This window comes from Micavibrio aeruginosavorus ARL-13, from assembly GCF_000226315.1.
Lineage (GTDB): Bacteria > Pseudomonadota > Alphaproteobacteria > Micavibrionales > Micavibrionaceae > Micavibrio > Micavibrio aeruginosavorus_B.
In genome coordinates, this window is record NC_016026.1 from 1,540,208 (window position 1) to 1,557,969 (window position 17,762).

At 55.4% G+C, this 17,762-nt stretch carries 17 protein-coding genes and 2 tRNA genes; 12 read left to right on the forward strand and 7 right to left on the reverse strand.

The window, feature by feature from the left end:
* Window positions 1–39: 39 nt before the first annotated feature.
* From MICA_RS07310 to MICA_RS07320, 3 genes are all read right to left on the reverse strand, one after another.
* Window positions 40–2,049: an amidohydrolase gene (locus tag MICA_RS07310; protein WP_081463094.1), complete on the reverse strand. Its 2,010-nt coding sequence runs from the start codon at window positions 2,047–2,049 to the stop codon at window positions 40–42.
* Between the two features lie 129 nt (window positions 2,050–2,178).
* Entirely contained in the window at window positions 2,179–2,862 is a 684-nt protein-coding gene (locus MICA_RS07315; protein WP_014103090.1) for a hydrolase, read from the reverse strand.
* A 37-nt stretch (window positions 2,863–2,899) separates the two neighbouring features.
* Complete coding sequence (locus tag MICA_RS07320) at window positions 2,900–3,598, reverse strand: pirin family protein (protein WP_014103091.1); 699 nt, start codon at window positions 3,596–3,598, stop codon at window positions 2,900–2,902.
* 106 nt (window positions 3,599–3,704) lie between these two features.
* On the opposite strand from MICA_RS07320, the gene MICA_RS07325 reads away from it, so the two are divergent.
* A complete protein-coding gene (locus MICA_RS07325) occupies window positions 3,705–4,595 on the forward strand; it encodes a LysR family transcriptional regulator (protein WP_014103092.1) in 891 nt (296 codons plus the stop codon).
* Between the two features lie 161 nt (window positions 4,596–4,756).
* Here MICA_RS07325 and MICA_RS07330 read toward each other — a convergent pair.
* A tRNA-Arg gene (locus MICA_RS07330) sits at window positions 4,757–4,833 on the reverse strand.
* A 382-nt stretch (window positions 4,834–5,215) separates the two neighbouring features.
* Here MICA_RS07330 and MICA_RS07335 point away from each other — a divergent pair.
* A complete protein-coding gene (locus MICA_RS07335) occupies window positions 5,216–6,451 on the forward strand; it encodes a hypothetical protein (protein WP_014103095.1) in 1,236 nt (411 codons plus the stop codon).
* Between the two features lie 151 nt (window positions 6,452–6,602).
* On the opposite strand, the gene MICA_RS07340 is transcribed toward MICA_RS07335, so the two are convergent.
* A tRNA-Arg gene (locus MICA_RS07340) sits at window positions 6,603–6,679 on the reverse strand.
* 184 nt (window positions 6,680–6,863) lie between these two features.
* On the opposite strand from MICA_RS07340, the gene MICA_RS07345 reads away from it, so the two are divergent.
* From MICA_RS07345 to MICA_RS07375, 7 genes are all read left to right on the forward strand, one after another.
* On the forward strand, window positions 6,864–7,643 hold the full coding sequence (locus MICA_RS07345) for a PRC-barrel domain-containing protein (protein ID WP_014103096.1): 780 nt from the start codon (window positions 6,864–6,866) through the stop codon (window positions 7,641–7,643).
* Between the two features lie 203 nt (window positions 7,644–7,846).
* Window positions 7,847–8,596: an electron transfer flavoprotein subunit beta/FixA family protein gene (locus tag MICA_RS07350; RefSeq protein WP_014103097.1), complete on the forward strand. Its 750-nt coding sequence runs from the start codon at window positions 7,847–7,849 to the stop codon at window positions 8,594–8,596.
* 62 nt (window positions 8,597–8,658) lie between these two features.
* The gene (locus MICA_RS07355) at window positions 8,659–9,594 is read left to right on the forward strand and encodes an electron transfer flavoprotein subunit alpha/FixB family protein (protein WP_014103098.1); all 936 of its coding nucleotides are present in this window, start codon (window positions 8,659–8,661) and stop codon (window positions 9,592–9,594) included.
* Window positions 9,595–9,753: 159 nt separating this feature from the next.
* The gene (locus tag MICA_RS07360) at window positions 9,754–10,617 is read left to right on the forward strand and encodes a GNAT family N-acetyltransferase (protein WP_041793921.1); all 864 of its coding nucleotides are present in this window, start codon (window positions 9,754–9,756) and stop codon (window positions 10,615–10,617) included.
* A 14-nt stretch (window positions 10,618–10,631) separates the two neighbouring features.
* The gene (locus MICA_RS07365) at window positions 10,632–11,462 is read left to right on the forward strand and encodes a lysophospholipid acyltransferase family protein (protein ID WP_014103100.1); all 831 of its coding nucleotides are present in this window, start codon (window positions 10,632–10,634) and stop codon (window positions 11,460–11,462) included.
* A gap of 48 nt (window positions 11,463–11,510) precedes the next feature.
* Window positions 11,511–11,750 (forward strand): DUF3126 family protein, encoded by a 240-nt coding sequence (locus tag MICA_RS07370; RefSeq protein ID WP_014103101.1) that lies wholly within the window; start codon window positions 11,511–11,513, stop codon window positions 11,748–11,750.
* 208 nt (window positions 11,751–11,958) lie between these two features.
* A complete protein-coding gene (locus MICA_RS07375) occupies window positions 11,959–12,813 on the forward strand; it encodes a hypothetical protein (RefSeq protein WP_014103102.1) in 855 nt (284 codons plus the stop codon).
* A gap of 15 nt (window positions 12,814–12,828) precedes the next feature.
* Here the strand turns inward: MICA_RS07375 and MICA_RS07380 are convergent, their stop codons facing one another.
* Window positions 12,829–13,197 carry a hypothetical protein gene (locus MICA_RS07380; protein WP_014103103.1) on the reverse strand — a complete coding sequence of 123 codons (369 nt, stop codon included), beginning with the start codon at window positions 13,195–13,197 and terminating at the stop codon, window positions 12,829–12,831.
* 165 nt (window positions 13,198–13,362) lie between these two features.
* Here MICA_RS07380 and MICA_RS07385 point away from each other — a divergent pair, with 165 nt between their 5' ends.
* The 3 genes from MICA_RS07385 to MICA_RS07395 are packed head-to-tail and all read left to right on the forward strand — an operon-like array spanning window position 13,363 to window position 16,541.
* Entirely contained in the window at window positions 13,363–14,652 is a 1,290-nt protein-coding gene (locus MICA_RS07385; protein ID WP_014103104.1) for a 3-deoxy-D-manno-octulosonic acid transferase, read from the forward strand.
* On the forward strand, window positions 14,653–15,639 hold the full coding sequence (gene lpxK, locus MICA_RS07390) for a tetraacyldisaccharide 4'-kinase (RefSeq protein ID WP_014103105.1): 987 nt from the start codon (window positions 14,653–14,655) through the stop codon (window positions 15,637–15,639).
* The gene (locus tag MICA_RS07395) at window positions 15,636–16,541 is read left to right on the forward strand and encodes a lysophospholipid acyltransferase family protein (protein WP_014103106.1); all 906 of its coding nucleotides are present in this window, start codon (window positions 15,636–15,638) and stop codon (window positions 16,539–16,541) included. The genes lpxK and MICA_RS07395 overlap by 4 nt, the downstream gene beginning before the upstream one ends.
* On the opposite strand, the gene MICA_RS07400 is transcribed toward MICA_RS07395, so the two are convergent.
* A complete protein-coding gene (locus tag MICA_RS07400; protein ID WP_236619874.1) occupies window positions 16,542–17,696 on the reverse strand; it encodes a hypothetical protein in 1,155 nt (384 codons plus the stop codon).
* Between the last annotated feature and the right edge of the window lie 66 nt (window positions 17,697–17,762).

Sequence of the window (17,762 nt, forward strand, 5' to 3'; positions counted from 1 at the left end):
GTATGGACCCCGGCCTTCGCCGGGGTGACGATAGAGTTTTTAATACGCAAAGCACCCGCACCCAATGGCCCATGGGTTTTCAAAGCTGGGTTTATTCCCCGATCCATCCAACCCCAACCAACGGGACAGGATGCCATCGTGCCCGCTGGCATGATGATGGTGGGAATGGCCACAGCCATGAACGGCACAGGCACTGGCGACCTTGACCGCCCCCTCCAGCGCACCGGATTGATACCCGCCAAAATGACGCACCGGCGACCAATCGGGGCTGACCGGCGGCAATGGCGCATCGAAGGATTTAAATTCATCGGCGGCATACACAATTTTTCCGCCAACGACGGTCATAATGGACACGGTGTCCTTGATGGCTTCATCCGGCACCGTCATAAAATCGTGCGACAACACGGCCAGATCGGCATACATGCCCGGCACCAAGGCCCCCTTCACCGTTTCTTCGTTCGATTTATAGGCACTGCCCAACGTCCACAGACGCAAGGCTTCCTCACGGTCCAGACGGTTTTCATCACCATACAGCGACAACCCACCCACCGTTTTCCCGGTGATCAGCCAATACAAAGACACGAACGGATTAAAGCTGGCCACGCGCGTCGCATCGGTGCCGCCGCCCACGGGCACACCCATATCCAGCATTTTGCGGATCGGCGGGCTGTGTTTTGCGGCTTCGGCACCATAACGATCGACGAAATATTCGCCCTGGAACGCCATGCGGTGCTGCACGGCCACACCGCCATTCAATTTCTTGATCCGCTCCAGACTTTTGTCACTGACCGTTTCCGCATGGTCAAAGAACCAGCGCACACCGTTAAACGGCGTATCGGCATTGACCTGTTCAAACACATCCAACGCACGGGAAATTGTTTCGTCATACGTTGCATGCAACCGGAACGGCCAGCGTTGTTCGATCAGGTGGCGCACAACGGCCCCCAGCTCTTTCTCCATATTCGCCGCCATATCCGGGCGGGGTTGCAGGAAATCTTCGAAATCCGCCGCCGAAAAGACCAGCATTTCCCCCGCCCCGTTATGGCGCAGGAAACCATCGCCGCTGTACGGTTTCACCATACCGGACCAGCGTTGGAAATCGGCCAACTCTACACCCTTGTTCTGGGTGAACAGGTTATAGGCAATCCGAACGGTCATGTGGCCGTCATTGTGCAATTTGTTGATGACGTTGTAATCATCGGGGTAATTTTGGAACCCGCCACCCGCATCAATCACGGATGTAATGCCCAGACGATTCAGCTCGCGCATAAAATGGCGGGTCGAATTGATCTGGTCGCTCAACGGCAATGTCGGCCCCTTCGCCAGCGTGGAATATAAAATCATCGCATTGGGTTCGGCGATCAGCATACCCGTCGGGTTGCCGTTTGCATCACGCTGAATTTTTCCGCCCGGCGGATCTTGGGAATCCTTCGTCAAACCAACGGCCCGCAACGCCGCCCCGTTCAGCAATGCGCTGTCATATAAATGCAGGATAAAGACCGGCGTATCCGGCGACACCGCATTGATTTCCGCCAATGTTGGCATGCGGCGTTCCCTGAACTGGAACTCACTCCACCCGCCAACCACGCGCACCCATTGCGGCGCCGGCGTACGGTCGGCCTGAATTTTCAGCATCGCCAGCGCATCGGACAGGCTGGCCACCCCATCCCACCGCAGCTCCATATTGTAATTCAAACCGCCACGGATCAAATGGGTGTGGGAATCGTTCAGGCCCGGAATAACCCGTTTGCCCTGCAAATCAATCATCCGCGCAAGCGGCCCGGCCAGCGCGCGCATCTCCTTGTCCGACCCGGTCGCCGCCACCATGCCACCCGCCAATGCGATCGCGGTCACATCCGGATTGTCTTTATCCAACGTGGTGATTTTGCCGTTGAAAAATACTGTATCGATCTGCGCGTTGGTCATTGCGCCTGCTCCCTTTGGTAACAACCCTATTGCTCCGCCCAGTACCGCCCCGGCACCCAGCATGGCCGTGTTCTGCATAAAATTCCGGCGGGTCAGTTTGTGGATTAAAAAATCGGACTTCATTTCTTCCCCCATCCCATCCGTCACCCCGGCGAAGGCCGGGGTCCATAGGATAGATTGTATGGATACCGGCCTGCGCCGGTATGACGTGGTAGTATGGAGGGACCGTATGTGTCAGCCCCTCCTATCTAGCTATGCAGCTTTGTTACCTGACTTTTTCACATTGTGCGGGAATTTGGCGCGTTGGCCGTAATCATGCACCATGCTGGCGGCATAATCGATGCCCATACCATAGGCCCCGAAATGTTCGCGAACGATGTCGGTCGTGCCTTGATAGGTTTCTTTACGGCTCCAATCGCGTTGCATTTCCAGCAACAGCTGAACGGTGGAGATGGATTCAGCCCCATGCTGTTCCCCACGGCGAATGGCTGCATCGTGAGCGTCTTTCGATGTGCCGCCCGATGCATCCACGTTCATAATCACTTCAAACCCTTCGTCCAAGGCGCAAATGGTTGGAAAGATCAAGCAGGCTTCGGTCCACAGGGCCGCCATCACCAATTTCTTGCGGCCCGTCTTTTTCACGGCATCGACAAAGGCTTTGTCTTCCCAGCTGTTCATGCTGGTGCGTTCGATCGGCTCCTGTTGCAGAACATCCATCAATTCCGGCCAGATATAGCCAGAGAAGCTTTCCGTTTCCACGGCGGTCAGGATGGTCGGAATGTTGAACAGCTTCGCCGTTTTCGCCATGGCGATCGTGTTGTTTTTCAGCAATTGACGATCAATCGATGTCACGCCAAACGCCATTTGCGGCTGGTGGTCGATGAATACGAAAACGCTGTTATCCGGGGTCAGAAGTTTATTGGTTGCGGCAGTCATTTTTGGTCTCCTTGTTTGATGTTTGAAAATTAAAAATTTAAGGCAAATCGAGGATCAGAATTTCGGCATCGCTGGTCGCCTGAACGAAAATTTTGTCTTCGTCCATAATCGCCAGCCCATCGCCGGATTCCAGATTTACGCTATTCACATTCGCGGTGCCGCGTGCCATCTGCAGCCAGTAACGGCGACCAGATGACGTCGGAACGTCGGAAAAAGAACCTTTTTTAAATTTGCCGGCCATCATGCGGGCGTCTTGATTAACGCGCAGTGAATTATCCGCACCGTCCGGCGAAATAACAACACGGAATTTATTTTCCATGTCAGCGGGATCAAATGTCTGCTGCTGGTATGACGGTGTGGCATTTTCTACATTCGGCATGATCCAGATTTGAAGGAAGTGAACGCCCCTGTCTTTGCTGTTGTTAAATTCACTGTGACGCACACCGGTTCCGGCGCTCATCAATTGAATATCGCCGGGGCGGATCACGGACCCGTTGCCCATGCTGTCCTTGTGCGCCAGTTCGCCATCCAGAACGTAGGAGATGATCTCCATGTTCGCATGCGGATGTGTGCCGAACCCAGCGGCCGGGGTCACGCGATCTTCGTTCATCACGCGCAACGGACCAAAGCCCATGTGATCGGCGTCATAATAATGACCAAAGGAGAAGCTGTGTTTGCTGCTCAGCCATCCGGTCTGGGTCGGGCCGCGTTCGCCCGAAGCTCTCTTCCTCAACATGATTTTATCCTTTCGCTCTCAACGATTTGATAATTTCAGGTTAGATTATCCGCAAAAATATGATAATAATGATTATTGGAACATAATTAGTCGAAAAAATAGAACAATGGACAAACTCGCCAACATGCAGGCTTTCGCCATGGTCGGCCAAACGGGCAGCTTCGCCGAAGCCGCCCGCCGCCTGAACCTGGCCCATTCAGTGGTCAGCAAACGGATCAAGGATCTGGAAGATTATCTGGGCGCACAGCTTCTGATGCGGACCACGCGCAAGGTGTCGCTGACCGATGCGGGCTATGCCTATCTCGATCACGTGCGAAAATTTCTGGATGAAATGGATGAGATCGAGGGAGCGTTGCGCCACAAGGCGCAAAAACCGGTCGGCACAATCAAACTCACCGCACCGCTCAGCTTCGGCCTGCAATATCTCGGCCCCGCGATTGCGTCATACCTCGCGCAATATCCGGATGTAACGGTGAAAACCTATCTATCCGACCGCCGTGTTGATTTGGTGGAGGAAGGATACGACCTCGCCATCCGCGTTGGCGCCTTAAGCGATTCCAGTTTGATTGCAAAAAAACTCGGCGCCTGCCGCCGCGTCGTCTGCGCCACGCCCGCTTATTTCAAACAACACGGCACGCCACAAACGCCGGACGATCTGCGCAATCATAATTGCCTCAGCTATATCAACCTCGCTGAAGGAAAATCATGGCCGTTTATGGTCGACGGGCATAAGACGTGGCAGCCCGTGACAGGCAACTTCCTCTCCGATAACGGCGACCTGCTCTATCAAGCGGCCCTCGCCAATGGCGGCATCACCCTGCTCCCGACCTTCATCGTCGGCGATGCGTTAAATGACGGGCGGCTGGTTCCGGTTTTGGAAAGCTACGAAGAAACCGATTTCGACATCCACGCCGTGTATCAACACACGCGGCACCTGTCGGCGAAGATCAGGACACTGATCGATCATTTCGGAAAAGTGTTCGGCGCCGGGTTTTGACCAGCGCAACAAACTTACAAATTATAGGGAAAATGGCGCGCCCGTTCGAACAACGTTCGAACTGTCATAAAAAAGGCCGCAATTTCTGGAAGAAATGGCGCGCCCGTTCGAACAAAGTTCGAACCACCCTTTTATAAGAGGGCGACCATTTCCAAGGGAAATGGCGCGCCCGTAGGGATTCGAACCCCAAACCTCCTGATCCGTAGTCAGGTGCTCTATCCAATTGAGCTACGGGCGCATTCCGTTCCCGGGGGCGGTAAAATCCGCCGGGGAAAGCGGAGCAGACCATAAGAGAAGCCGGGGACGATTGCAAGGGGTTTATGACAGGTTTCTGAAATTCATTATTTTTTGTACAAAACCAAAGGGTTGCCGCACATCCCCCGCCCGCTTACAAACCAAAGCAGGCCGCAATTTTTCGCACTTGCGGTTCACCATAACCGCGGAAACCCTCTTTCTCGCCACACCCCCGCCGCACCAAGGGGTCGTTCAACATAACTAATGTGTATGACCCTGATCTTTTGGGGTGAACGCGCCTTGACAGTCCAACGCTTTTCGTGTGTTTTTAAGGGGGTTTACAGGGACGAATCTGTCCCATTTCATGCCATAGCTGGATTGGTATTATGACACGCAATGTTTCCACCCGTCGGGGTGCTTCTTTTTCACGCTTTGCCTGCAACGCAGCCGTTTTTGCCCTCGCAGGTTTGAGCGCCGCCCTGATCAACGGTGCCCCCGCCGATGCCCGCACGGGCGGTACGATGCCCCCGGCGCTGGTGGTCACCAACGAACCATTGCCGAACGAACTGCAAAGCAAAATTTACCAGCAACCGCGCCGCGCGCCCGTCATCGACACCCAGCAAGTGATGGGCTCGCAATATTGGGACGAAGGGTCTGAAACCATCGTCAGCCGCAAGATTGATGACCTGCGTAAGGAATTGTTCGGCCTGCAGGGTAACGTCTCCGGCCTGTCCGATCGTTTGAACCAACTCAGCCTGGCTGGCCAAAACCATTCCGCAGAATATTACGCCAACGTCGCAACGATCAGCACGCAACTGCAATCCGGCACCACACCGGGCAACCCGCGTTTGATCAAACGTTTGTCCGTTGCACGCAACTCGCTGGAACAACTGGCGGGCAACGTTGCCTCGCTGAACGACCTGGCTGTTGAAATTTCCAACGCGGCCAGCATGGCGGGCTTCCTGCTGGAATCCGCGCGCACCACCTACTCCCTGTCGGGCGCGGTGGAAGAAGATCACGTGCGCCTGTCCCAACTGGAAGATTCGATCAGCAACACCGTTGTTGCCATCGACCGCATGTTGAACACCGTGAATGACGACATTACCCGCACGGTTGCGTATCTGAGCACCGAGCGCAATAACCTGCGCACGCTGTCGCTGGGCATCACCACGGGTGATTTGTTCGGCAAGAGCTTGGGCACCCGCCCGTTCTCTGGCGCGCCGCAAACATCCATGAACGGCGCACCGCAAGCCGCCCCGATGGGTGATGACATGGCTGGCGGTTACGTTCAACCGGTATCCCAACCCGCGCCGCTGGCCTCGGCCCGCCCGCTGGTTAAAATCCGCTTTGACAAGGCCAACGTGAATTACGAACAACCGGTTTACATGGCCGTGAACGAAGCGTTGCAACGTTACCCGAACGCACGCTTTGAACTGGTCGCCGTTCAACCGACCGGTGGCAACAGCGCCGAAGCAACAATCGAAAGCACCCGCGCCCGCCGCAATGCTGAGAAAGTTCTGCGCAGCCTGACCGAAATGGGCGTGTCGCTGGACCGCATTGATCTGTCGAACCTGCAAAGCAACGAAGCAACGACCAGCGAAGTGCATCTGTACGTCCGTTAATCGAATCGACATAAAAAATTACATCACCCCGGAAATCCCATCAGGGATTATCCGGGGTTTTTGCCATTGAATGATCCATCACGGCACAAATCCCGGACAAAGGCTGTCGGCCTTTTCCGGGATGACGGTCTTTTTTATTATCATGAAAAAATGGCGTCCCCGGCGTGATTTGAACACGCGGCCTACGGTTTAGGAAACCGTTGCTCTATCCGGCTGAGCTACGGGGACGCGCGGGATACCATACCCTAGCGAAGGTAAACCGCAGGCGCAATGCCCCGTTCCATACAATTTTATCGATCCCAATACGCTGAATTCCCTACGCTTTTCATCCTTATAAAAAAAGGGCGCGACACCGCCTGCGAACGCGCTAAGTCATTATCGTAGTGCGCCATAAACGCAGGAGGGTGTAGCCATGAGATCCCTGCTTTTTTCGATCGCCTTTGCGGTCGTCACGTTGATTGTTTTAACACTGGCCTTTCCCGCAAAACCGAAAGCACAGGAGGCGCCGTCACCGGCAACGTCTCTGTTTTCCAGCACGACGGAAACATCCGTCATGCGCATCAACGCGCACAGGGGCCGCGCTGAAGAAGCCCGTTACAACAACGCCCAGTCGATCCAGAACTTGCTGGGCCAGGATGTGCTTGATGGTCGCGGGCAGGCCGTTGCGCTGGTCCATGACGTCATTATCGTCAATGGCGATGATCGGAATGATAACGAAGCGGAATTCCTGATCCTGTCCGACGGCACGCAATTTGGTATGCCCGGGCGCATGGTCGCGCTGGACTATGACGACGCCGTCAAGAGCGAGCCGCGCCGCGAATCCCTGAAACGGATTGACACCAGTGACAGCGACGACGTTGTTGCATTTGATTACAGCTTCGGACCAGGCATGAACGATACCCGCCTCCTGCGCCTGAATGAAATCAGCGTCCGCAACACCATCGGCACACCAATCTATGGTACCCAGATGGACCAGGTTGGCATGGTGGCGGATGTGACCCTGAAAAACGGACGGGCTGATTTGATTGTGTTCGTCCCCACCCCAGTCATGGGCATGGGTATTGACCCTGTGGCCCTGTTCTATGACCAGACATTGATTATCAGCGCGGCGGACGGGCACAATGCCTTCCAACTGAGCCCCGAACAGAACGAAGCACTGAACAGTTACCGCGACGCCCTGCGCACGTTTTAATCCACGAATAACGGAGCCGCCCCCCGATACACGACTACCTGGCGGTTCCGCTCGCCCCTGTGGCCCCCACCCCCACAGGGGCACATTTATGGGGGTAATCCCCCTTTGGCCTTGAAACATAAGGCTAAAGCGTTAAAATCCACTCCACAATTTGATTCTGACCAATCGCGAAAGGCCGCGCCTTAAAGCGCCGTGTAAGCACCATGAAAATTCTTGTTCCTGTTAAACGTGTGATCGACGCCTATGTCACCATCCGGGTGAAGGCCGATGGTACGGGCGTTGAAACCGCCAACGTTAAAATGTCGATGAACCCGTTCTGTGAAATCGCGGTGGAAGAAGCCGTGCGCATGAAGGAAGCCGGCAAAGCGACCGAGATCGTTGTCGTGTCCGCCGGCCCGGCGAACGTGCAGGAAACCATGCGTACCGCGATGGCCATGGGTGCCGACCGCGGCATTCACATTCAAACGGACGAAGATATTCAACCGCTGGCCATGGCCAAGTTGCTGAAAGCCGTTGTTGAGAAGGAACAGCCGGGCCTGGTCCTGATGGGGAAACAGGCGATTGACGGCGACAACAACCAGACGGGTCAAATGCTGGCCGGTTTGCTGAACTGGGCGCAAGGCACATTCGCATCCAAGGTCGAATTGAACGGCGATCACGCCATTGTGACGCGTGAGATTGATGGCGGACTTGAAACGCTGAAACTGAAAATGCCCTGCGTGGTCACCACCGATTTGCGCCTGAATGAACCGCGCTACGCCGCTTTGCCGAACATTATGAAGGCCAAGAAAAAGCCGCTGGACACAACCACCCCGGCCGATCTGGGCGTAACGATTGAACACAAACTCAAAACGCTGAAAGTGTCCGAGCCGCCGAAACGCGCCGCCGGGATCAAGGTCGCCGATGTAGCCGAACTGGTCAGCAAACTGAAAAACGAAGCAAAGGTGCTGTAAGCGCGTCAGCGCGCACAGCATTCCCGTGAAAACGGGAATCCAATCCACAAAGGGAATAAAAAATGACCATTCTTGTTGTTGCCGAACACGATAACCAAACGCTGAACCATGCTACGCTCTGCACGATTGCCGCAGCCCAGAAACTGGGCAGTGACATCCACGTGCTGGTCGCAGGATCGGGCAGCGCATCCGTGGCCGACGCCGTATCCAAGGCCGCTGGCGTCACCAAGGTTTTGCATGCCGATGATGCGGCCTATGCCCGCGAACTGGCCGAAAACATGGGTAACCTGATTGCAAAAATTGGCGGTGCGTACAGCCACATTCTGGCCCCCGCATCGTTCTTTGGTAAAAACATTCTGCCGCGGGCGGCGGCGTTGCTGGATGTTCAGCAAATTTCCGACATCGTCGCGATTGAATCCGCCGACACGTTTGTGCGCCCGGTTTATGCCGGTAATGCACTGGCCACCGTTCAAGTCACGGGGTCCCCGATTGTTGTAACGGTGCGCCCGACCGCATTCGATGCCGTTGCCGAAACCGGTGGTGCGGGCGCGGTTGAGGCTCTGGCCTCGGCTGGTGATTCCGGCCTGTCCTCTTTCGTTGGTCAGGAAGTGACAAAATCCGAACGCCCCGACCTGCAAACAGCAAAGGTTGTTGTGTCCGGTGGTCGCGGTTTGGGCAGTGGTGAAAACTACGAAAAAATCATCACCCCGCTGGCTGACAAGCTGGGCGCGGCCCTGGGCGCATCACGCGCCGCCGTTGACGCCGGATATGTGCCAAACGATTATCAGGTTGGCCAAACCGGCAAGGTCGTCGCACCGCAACTGTATATCGCCGTCGGCATCTCCGGCGCGATCCAGCATCTGGCGGGCATGAAAGATTCCAAAGTCATCGTCGCCATCAACAAAGATGCCGATGCGCCGATCTTCCAGATTGCCGATTACGGCCTGGTCGCCGACCTGTTTGAAGCGGTGCCAGAACTGGAAAAAGCTCTGGGATAAACAGATCACGGGGCCGAAAGGCCCCGTTTTTCTGAGCCACAGCTGATCATTCTGATCAAAAACCGCCTGATTAAACCATTATGACAACCGATTGCGCTTGACCCCGCCCCCGGTTTGGATATGGTACACCCACCTTGCAATAAAACAGCGTTTTGGACGATGTCGAACCCTCTTTTAAGTGCTATCGCCGGATCCGATAAAGTATCTGTGCGTTTGGCAAAAACCCCGGCAGAAATCGAAGCAGCGCAACGTTTGCGCTACAGCATTTTCTATGATGAGTTCGGGGCGAAACCGGATGACACCGTCGCGGCCACGAAACTGGATGCCGACAAATATGACCCGGTAGCGGACCATATTATCGTTGTCGACACATCCGGTGACGCGGAGAAAATTGTTGGAACCTATCGCCTGATCCGCAAGGAACCGGCCGATTCCGTTGGCGGATTTTACACCAGCAACGAATATGACATCAGCGCCCTGCAATCCTGTGGCATGAGCATTCTGGAACTGGGGCGATCCTGCGTCCTGCCAGACTACCGCACGCGCCCCGTGTTGCAATTGTTGTGGCAAGGGATTGCCAATTACGTGATGGTGGATCACCAGATTGAATTGCTGTTCGGGTGCGCCAGCTTCCACGGCACGGACCCGGATAAAATTTCGGAACAATTATCTTATCTGTATCACTACCACCTCGCCCCGCCGGGGCTGCGCCCCACGGCGCTGCCGGATCGGTTTGTGAAAATGGACCTGCATCCGAAAGAAAGCCTGAACCCGAAGAAAATTTTCAACGAACTGCCGCCCTTGATCAAAGGGTATCTGCGCGTTGGTTCGATGGTGGGTGATGGCGCGGTGATTGACGAACAATTCAACACCATTGATGTGTGTATCGTCTTGCAAACGCATCTGGTCACCAGCCGTTACAAAAAACACTACGAACGCAAAACGGGCCAGAATATGCCCATCCCCGAGGAACTGGCCGGACAAACGGACGCCGACGCCGAAGCGTTGTTCCGCCGGGATTGAAAGATAAAAACACAATGACCCGCAGCCTGATCGCCGTTATCAAAGCCCTGATGTTCATTCTGTGGTCATTGCTGGTTGCGCCGTTGCAGTTTGTGTTCCTGCTGTTCAATCGTGGGCCTGCGGCCTATATCCTGCCGCATATCTGGCAGCGTGGCGTGTGCCGGATTCTGGGCCTGCGCGTCGTTGTCGAAGGCACGCCGGATACCGCGCGCCAGGTGATGTTCGTGTCGAACCACCTCTCCTATCTCGACATCCCCGTGATTGCCAGCGTATTGAAAGCCTCTTTCATCGCAAAGAAAGATGTCAGCTCGTGGCCGGTGTTTGGATTCCTGTCCACCCTGCAGCAAACCGCGTTCATCAGCCGTGACCGCAAGGATGCAAAGGTGGAAAAAAACAACCTGTCATCCATGATTGCCGCAGGCAAAAGCCTGATCCTGTTTCCGGAAGGAACATCGACCGATGGGTGCGATGTCGTAAAATTTAAATCCAGTCTGTTTTCACTGGCCGCCGATCCGACCACAGGGGCGTTTCTGCCGGTCCAGCCGATCAGCCTGGTGATGGACCGGGTCGATGGCCGCGTCCCCGCCGACGGCCCCAATGACGTGCGAGACGTCTATGCCTGGCATGGTGATATGACCATGGGCCCGCATTTATGGAATTTTGTCAAATCCCGTGGGGCGACCATCCGCCTGATTTTCCACCCGGTTCTGGACCCACAAGTTTACAATGATCGTAAATTACTGGCCGAAGCCGCCTGGAATCAGGTCCGCGGCGGCGTCGCAGGCCCCAGCCTGTCTGCCCCGGCCACGGCCTCCACCCTTGCCGCCGCAGCCATTGGCGGCTAGGGTACAAACCAGAACACTCTTGTAGAAGAAGCAAAAGGACGTAAAACCATGTCACAAGCCCAAGCCAAGCTGAAAATGACCGGCGAGGAATCCTCGAAAATCCAGAAGTTTCTGGAAAAAACGCTGAAAACCCCGGGCTTGGCTCTGCGCGCCCGCCCCCAAGCCGCCGACTCGGTCGAAGTGCTGGTGAATGGGGAGTATGTTGGCCTGATCCACAAGGATCTGGATGAGGGCGAAACGTCCTATATCTTCACCATGACCATTCTGGACATTGATCTGGACGAATAAACCCCGGTTTATTGCGGATTTTCAACGCCCCTGCGCCCCCTTTTGGGATCAGCAGGGGCGTTTTCCTTTGCGGGTCCAGTAAATTTGCAAAAGCCCTATCCCTTCAGGTACAATTCTATAATCCCTTTTCGTGGTTTGCGTCATGACAAAACCCGGGGGATTCTGTACACTTACGGGGCGTGTGACAATAAGAGGGGACGAAGAGCCTATGATCCTGTTTTCCGGGAATAAACAATCCAAATCGGGGCCTGTATCCGCCCGTTCCGTCATTCGCATGGCCCTGACGGTATGCGGCGCGGCCTTTATCGCCGCGACGATATCCTCCGCCGCGCAGGCACAGCCTGCCAGCTGTGACCCCGCTTATTGGGAATCAATGAAACAGCGCGGCATGCTGGAAGCCCAACGTGAAGTCCAGCAGAACCAGAATTTGATTTTCAAAGCCGACAGTGTTCTGGAACTCACCTGCTTTGACCGCCAGCTTCAAGCCTTGGCCCAGCAGGCGATCAGCCTGTTCAGTGAAACCACACGCTGGGGCGTTATTTTATCACCGACCTCCATGGACGCCGCACTGAACAACCTGGTGGCCACGGGGTTGATGAACTACATCGCCAACAACAGCTTCGCCCACACTTATGGTGGTGGGCGCTTCCCCGGCGATTACACAATGCAATCTTCCTTTGGCGGCAGCACCGTATATAACTGCAACACCATGGCACTCGTGTGGGAAGCAGCCAAATGCTATAACTTCGCCGAAGAAAGCAAAGATGGCTTCTTTACACTGGCTGACTTCGTTGAACCGCGCGTTGGTGTTGGCCACCAGGGCTTCACCTGCTCCGGCGATGGCCGCTTGGGCAACATGCGCAGCGTTGCCTCCAACTCCGGCGATCAGTACCAAACAGAAACTTACAACTCCTATGCCGGATTGTTCGCGTCTGACTCCTGCTCTGCGCCGATCCCAACCGGGGTGCGTGTGTCACGCGTGAATATGAATCCGTATAACGAACATATCTGTATTAACCCGGGTTGCTTCTACAACCTGTCGACATGTACGAACACACCGTAAAACGGAATTACAAAATCAGTTGAAGAATTCAGACATCAGCGTCCGGACCTTGGTCTGGACGCTTTTGTTTTGGGGCTGGAGCTCGAGAAACAAACGGATCGTTTGCAGATTGCGACGACGGTCAATCGCCTCATATCCCGGCTTGGCGGGTTCTGGTTTGATATCGGCCGCTGGGTTCCATGCCTTCACACCCGGTGGCAGAGATGGGCGGTCATCGGAGACGGGCTCCATCAAATCCAACAAAGTTCGATCCCCGATCAACGCCCGCACCCGCGCCAGCAAAGCCGGGTCCAGCTGATCCCGCGTCTGGCGCAATTGCGTCAGAGCATCGTCCAGAACCTGTTTTCGGCGAAGGGCGGCGGGGTCCATATGGGAATCGGTCACGGCGGAAATCCTTTCCGTTTAGGCGGCTAATCCATTGATTTTCAGCCGATTATGGCCGATTTTTACTGGTCAAAGGGATGTGTACCCCTTATATCTTCATACCATTACGATACGCCTATTTGCCTAACACAAGGTTAGCGAACAATTTCCGGGACTTAAGGGACCATGGAACGGATTTACAGGACATTGATGCGGGCCGGGACCCCGGCCTTGCGGCTGTTGCTGGCCACCCGCGTCAAGCGCGGCAAGGAAGACCCCGCCCGTTTGAATGAACGGATGGGCGTGGCCGGCCATGCCCGCCCGGATGGTCCGCTGGTCTGGTTCCATGCCGCCAGCGTCGGCGAAGCGCAATCAACCCTGATCCTGATTACCGCCCTGCTCGACGCGCACCCGGATTTGAACATTCTCGTGACCACGGGCACCGTGACGTCGGCGGAGCTGATGAAAAACCGCCTGCCCCCGCGCGCCATCCATCAATTTTACCCGCTGGACCACCCCATCTGGGTGGAACGGTTTGTCGATCATTGGCAACCCGATCTGGTCCTCTGGATGGAATCTGAACTCTGGCCCAACATGCTGGGCACAATCCGTGCGCGGAATATTCCCGCCGTGCTGGTCAATGCGCGCCTGTCGCCGCGATCGATGCGCCGCTGGAAACGAATGCGCAGCGTGATAACGCCGATGCTGTCCACGTTCACCACCATTTTGACGCAAACGGATGAGCATGCGGCCAATTACCGCGCATTGGGCGCAACCCATGTTATCACCACGGACAATTTGAAATTTGCATCTTTGCCGCTTCCGTATAACGCCACCGATTTGCACGCGTTAAAGGATGCGATTGGCGCACGCCCGGTCTGGCTGTACGCCAGCACACATGACGGTGAGGAAGGGCTGGCCTGCACCCTGCACCGGAAACTTTTTATCGACTTCCCCGAATTGCTGACCATTATTGTGCCACGCCACCCGGAACGGCGTGCGGTGATTGCCACAACAGTGCAGGCCGAACATTTGCGGGTTTGTATGCGCGGGCCGAACAAAGCGTTGCCCAGCATGGATGACGATATTTATGTCGCCGACACATTGGGCGAGCTGGGATTGTTCTATCGTCTTGCCCCCATATCCTGCATCGGCCGGTCATTCAGCCGCGATGGCGGCGGCGGTCACAACCCGGTAGAGGCCGCACAGCTTGGCTCCGCCGTCCTGTATGGTCCGATGGTCCAAAACCAACAAGCCTTATATGATGAAATGCGCGATTATGGCGCGGCGATTGCCTTAGCCGACCCGGATATGTTCGCCGAAACGCTGCGCGATTTAATGCGCAATCAAGGCCGCTTGATTGAACAGCAAAACCGTGGCCAGAATTTTGCCCGCGAAAAGAACGCCGTTCTGGACCGCGTGATGGCCGCAATTACACCGCTGGTGCCTACCCCAAAAAAATCGGATGCGGCATAAATGGTCACGAAAACCCCTGCATTCTGGTACAAGGACACCGCCGATTGGCGCGCACAGGCCTTGGCCGCGCCATCGGCGCTGTATGCGTTGGGCCACGCCATTCACATGGCGTCCGCTCGGCCCAAAACACTGCCTATTCCCGTTATTTGCATCGGCAACATCACCGCTGGTGGCGCGGGGAAAACCCCGGTTGCCCGCGCGATGATGCGTCTTATCCAGGAACGTGAACTGGCGCGCAACCCGGCGTTTCTCACCCGCGGCTATGGCGGAACGGAACCCGGCCCCATCGTGGTGGACCCCGCCACGGATCACGCCGGCACTGTGGGGGATGAATCTCTGCTCCTATCCCGGGATGGAACCACCATTTTATCCCGCAACCGTTATGACGGCGCGCAATTGGCCGTAACAAACGGGTACGATATGATTGTAATGGATGATGGGCTGCATAACACATCCTTGCACCGAGACCTCAACATTCTGGTGATTGATGGTGTTCACGGTGTGGGTAATGGATTGATGATCCCCGCCGGCCCCTTGCGCGCGCCGTTGCATGACGGGCTGAACCGCGCGGATATTATTATCATTATCGGCAATGACCGTACCCATATCGCCGCGCGCATCCCATCCGGAAAACCCATCATTCACGCCCGTCTGGTCGCCGATGCCACACCACAACACGGTGTGCATTATCACGGGTTCTGCGGGTTGGGCCTGCCTGAGAAGTTCAAGGGCACGTTGCATGAATCCGGCTACGCCTTAACGGGATTTACAGCCTTCCCGGACCACCATCCGTATACATCCGATGATCTGGATACGCTGGCCCACATCGCCGAGACGGCCCGTCTGATCACAACAGAAAAAGATGCGGTTCGCCTGCCCGCCGATTTTATCGCGCGCCACACCGTTGACATCCTGCCCGTATCCATCCGCATGAATGACGATGACGCCGCCCGTTTGGCCACCGCGATTGGAGCCATTCGAAAATGAAACATGTTCGATATTTGATTCAGTTTATTGCATTGTTGCCCATTATGGGGGTGTTTGCTGTTTTGCCTGTACGCATGGCCTCTAATCTTGGCGGATGGCTGGGGCGTATGGTTGGACCGAAACTGGGCGCGAATAAAAAGGCCCTGCGCCATCTTCAAATGGCCCTGCCCGATCGGACAGACGACGCATATGCGGCAATCATCACCGGCATGTGGGACAATCTGGGCCGCACGTTCGCCGAATATCCACACATCAAAACACTGGCCCGCCAAACCGAAATTATTGGTGCGGACCATTTGTTGGCCCCGTTGGACGATGAAAAACCCGCCATCATGTTTTCCGCCCATCTGGGCAACTGGGAATTACAACCGCCTAGCATGCTGACCCAGCATGGCCAGCGCGTGGACACCATCGTCCGCGCACCCAACAACCCGTATGTTGGATGGCTGTTAAAACGTTTTCGTGAAATGGGTGGCCGTATTGCGACCCTGCCGAAATCGAAACAGGGCACACGCCAGTTGGTGCAAACATTGAAAGATGGCCGCCCCATTGGCATTTTGATCGACCAGAAATATAATGAAGGCATCGCCATGCCGTTCTTCGGCCACCCCGCCATGACCAGCCCGGCCTTCGTTCAACTGGCGCAGAAGTTTAAATGCCCGCTGATCCCGTCGCGGTTGGAGCGCATTAACGGCACATCGTTCCGTTTAACCCTGTACCCCGCCCTGCCCGTATTCGATGACGCCGGAAACCCCCGCAAGGTCGAAGACGTTATAACGGACGCCCATGCCATGATCGAACGCTGGATCACCGAACGTCCGGAACAATGGATATGGCTGCACCGCCGCTGGATCGATGAGACCCGCGATGTCACCCATACGGGCACAAACACCGTCAACTAATCAGAAAGTTTCAACGCCGTTGGCGATATCTTCGGCGGCTTGCTCCATGATGGTCCGCATCGCAGGCCCGAATACGGCGTTGCCCGCCGGGGTCATCATATTCCCGTTCAGCTGTTGCGTCATAAACGCCAGCAACATTTTAGGACCAGCGGTCATCACACCGCGCTCTTCCATGATGGACATGGTTTCAACTCGGCTTTGCTCATAGCTAAGGCCTGCGGAAGACCCAACATCCGCTTCGTGCAACAGCATGGCCATCATGGACAAGGCCGGGTTTTCATCAAACCGGCGCAATTTGCCAATCATCATCATGCCGATATCATCTTCGGTCACATTGCCGACGAAAAAATGATCGTAAATTTTCCGCATCCGTACACACGGGCTGTTTTCCCCGGCGAAAAACGTAATGTCGGTACAAAAAACAATGGTTTCAATTTCGGCCAGTAAATCGCGATCCAGATCCAGCGCATGGAAATATGGGCGGGCGATGTCGACCGCACGTTGTTCCATATAGCCCGGTGTGTAAATGCCATCGCGCATGTTATCGCCGCCTTCGTGGCCCAGATCGTGGATCGCCGCGGCGATCAGCATCTGGATAATTTGCGCTTCGCTCAACTTGATCGCTTTTTCATCCTGCAACGCCTGATGCGTAACCATCAAGCGGATCACATGGAACATCACTTTGCGGTAATGTTCATTGCCGTGGTACAGAAGATTGTTCGGATATTCGGCCAACAACGCGGCGGTCAAAACCGATGCCACATCCGGGTGATCGTGCGGAATGTTGAAATGGTCAATGGCGTGCGCGGCCATGGCCACCATGGATGGCCCGCCCCCTTCATCCGCCCAACGATTGAACACGGATGTCGCCCGTGCGCCATACGCAACCAGATCGTCCCCGAACAACAATTCGGACACATCCGTAATGCGGGCATCATCATCGGCGTAATTATCAATGATTGTATCAAGAACAGCGGCCAGATCATCCGCCGCAAAACCCTTTTCATCGCCCTGTACATCCACAAGACGCGGACGCAAAGCCTTCAGGGCCGTGGTGGCCCAGTAATTTTGGCGCGGTCGTAAAGCCAGTTCGTGCAACAAAAAATCGACTTTCTTCTTAAAAAGCGGCCGTGCACTGAACAATGAACACGCCACACCCAAAAAAACCTGCTTTTTCAGGGTAATATTAAAGGGTTAAAAAATAAAGGCTTTGCTTGTGAT

What these genes read in the sequence shown, in the direction of transcription:
- MICA_RS07310 (WP_081463094.1), bottom strand. Translation starts at nt 2,049, where the DNA reads ATGAAGTCCGATTTTTTAATCCACAAACTGACCCGCCGGAATTTTATG.
- MICA_RS07315 (WP_014103090.1), bottom strand. Translation starts at nt 2,862, where the DNA reads ATGACTGCCGCAACCAATAAACTTCTGACCCCGGATAACAGCGTTTTC.
- MICA_RS07320 (WP_014103091.1), bottom strand. Translation starts at nt 3,598, where the DNA reads ATGTTGAGGAAGAGAGCTTCGGGCGAACGCGGCCCGACCCAGACCGGA.
- MICA_RS07325 (WP_014103092.1), top strand. Translation starts at nt 3,705, where the DNA reads ATGGACAAACTCGCCAACATGCAGGCTTTCGCCATGGTCGGCCAAACG.
- MICA_RS07335 (WP_014103095.1), top strand. Translation starts at nt 5,216, where the DNA reads ATGACACGCAATGTTTCCACCCGTCGGGGTGCTTCTTTTTCACGCTTT.
- MICA_RS07345 (WP_014103096.1), top strand. Translation starts at nt 6,864, where the DNA reads ATGAGATCCCTGCTTTTTTCGATCGCCTTTGCGGTCGTCACGTTGATT.
- MICA_RS07350 (WP_014103097.1), top strand. Translation starts at nt 7,847, where the DNA reads ATGAAAATTCTTGTTCCTGTTAAACGTGTGATCGACGCCTATGTCACC.
- MICA_RS07355 (WP_014103098.1), top strand. Translation starts at nt 8,659, where the DNA reads ATGACCATTCTTGTTGTTGCCGAACACGATAACCAAACGCTGAACCAT.
- MICA_RS07360 (WP_041793921.1), top strand. Translation starts at nt 9,754, where the DNA reads ATGTCGAACCCTCTTTTAAGTGCTATCGCCGGATCCGATAAAGTATCT.
- MICA_RS07365 (WP_014103100.1), top strand. Translation starts at nt 10,632, where the DNA reads ATGACCCGCAGCCTGATCGCCGTTATCAAAGCCCTGATGTTCATTCTG.
- MICA_RS07370 (WP_014103101.1), top strand. Translation starts at nt 11,511, where the DNA reads ATGTCACAAGCCCAAGCCAAGCTGAAAATGACCGGCGAGGAATCCTCG.
- MICA_RS07375 (WP_014103102.1), top strand. Translation starts at nt 11,959, where the DNA reads ATGATCCTGTTTTCCGGGAATAAACAATCCAAATCGGGGCCTGTATCC.
- MICA_RS07385 (WP_014103104.1), top strand. Translation starts at nt 13,363, where the DNA reads ATGGAACGGATTTACAGGACATTGATGCGGGCCGGGACCCCGGCCTTG.
- lpxK (WP_014103105.1), top strand. Translation starts at nt 14,653, where the DNA reads ATGGTCACGAAAACCCCTGCATTCTGGTACAAGGACACCGCCGATTGG.
- MICA_RS07395 (WP_014103106.1), top strand. Translation starts at nt 15,636, where the DNA reads ATGAAACATGTTCGATATTTGATTCAGTTTATTGCATTGTTGCCCATT.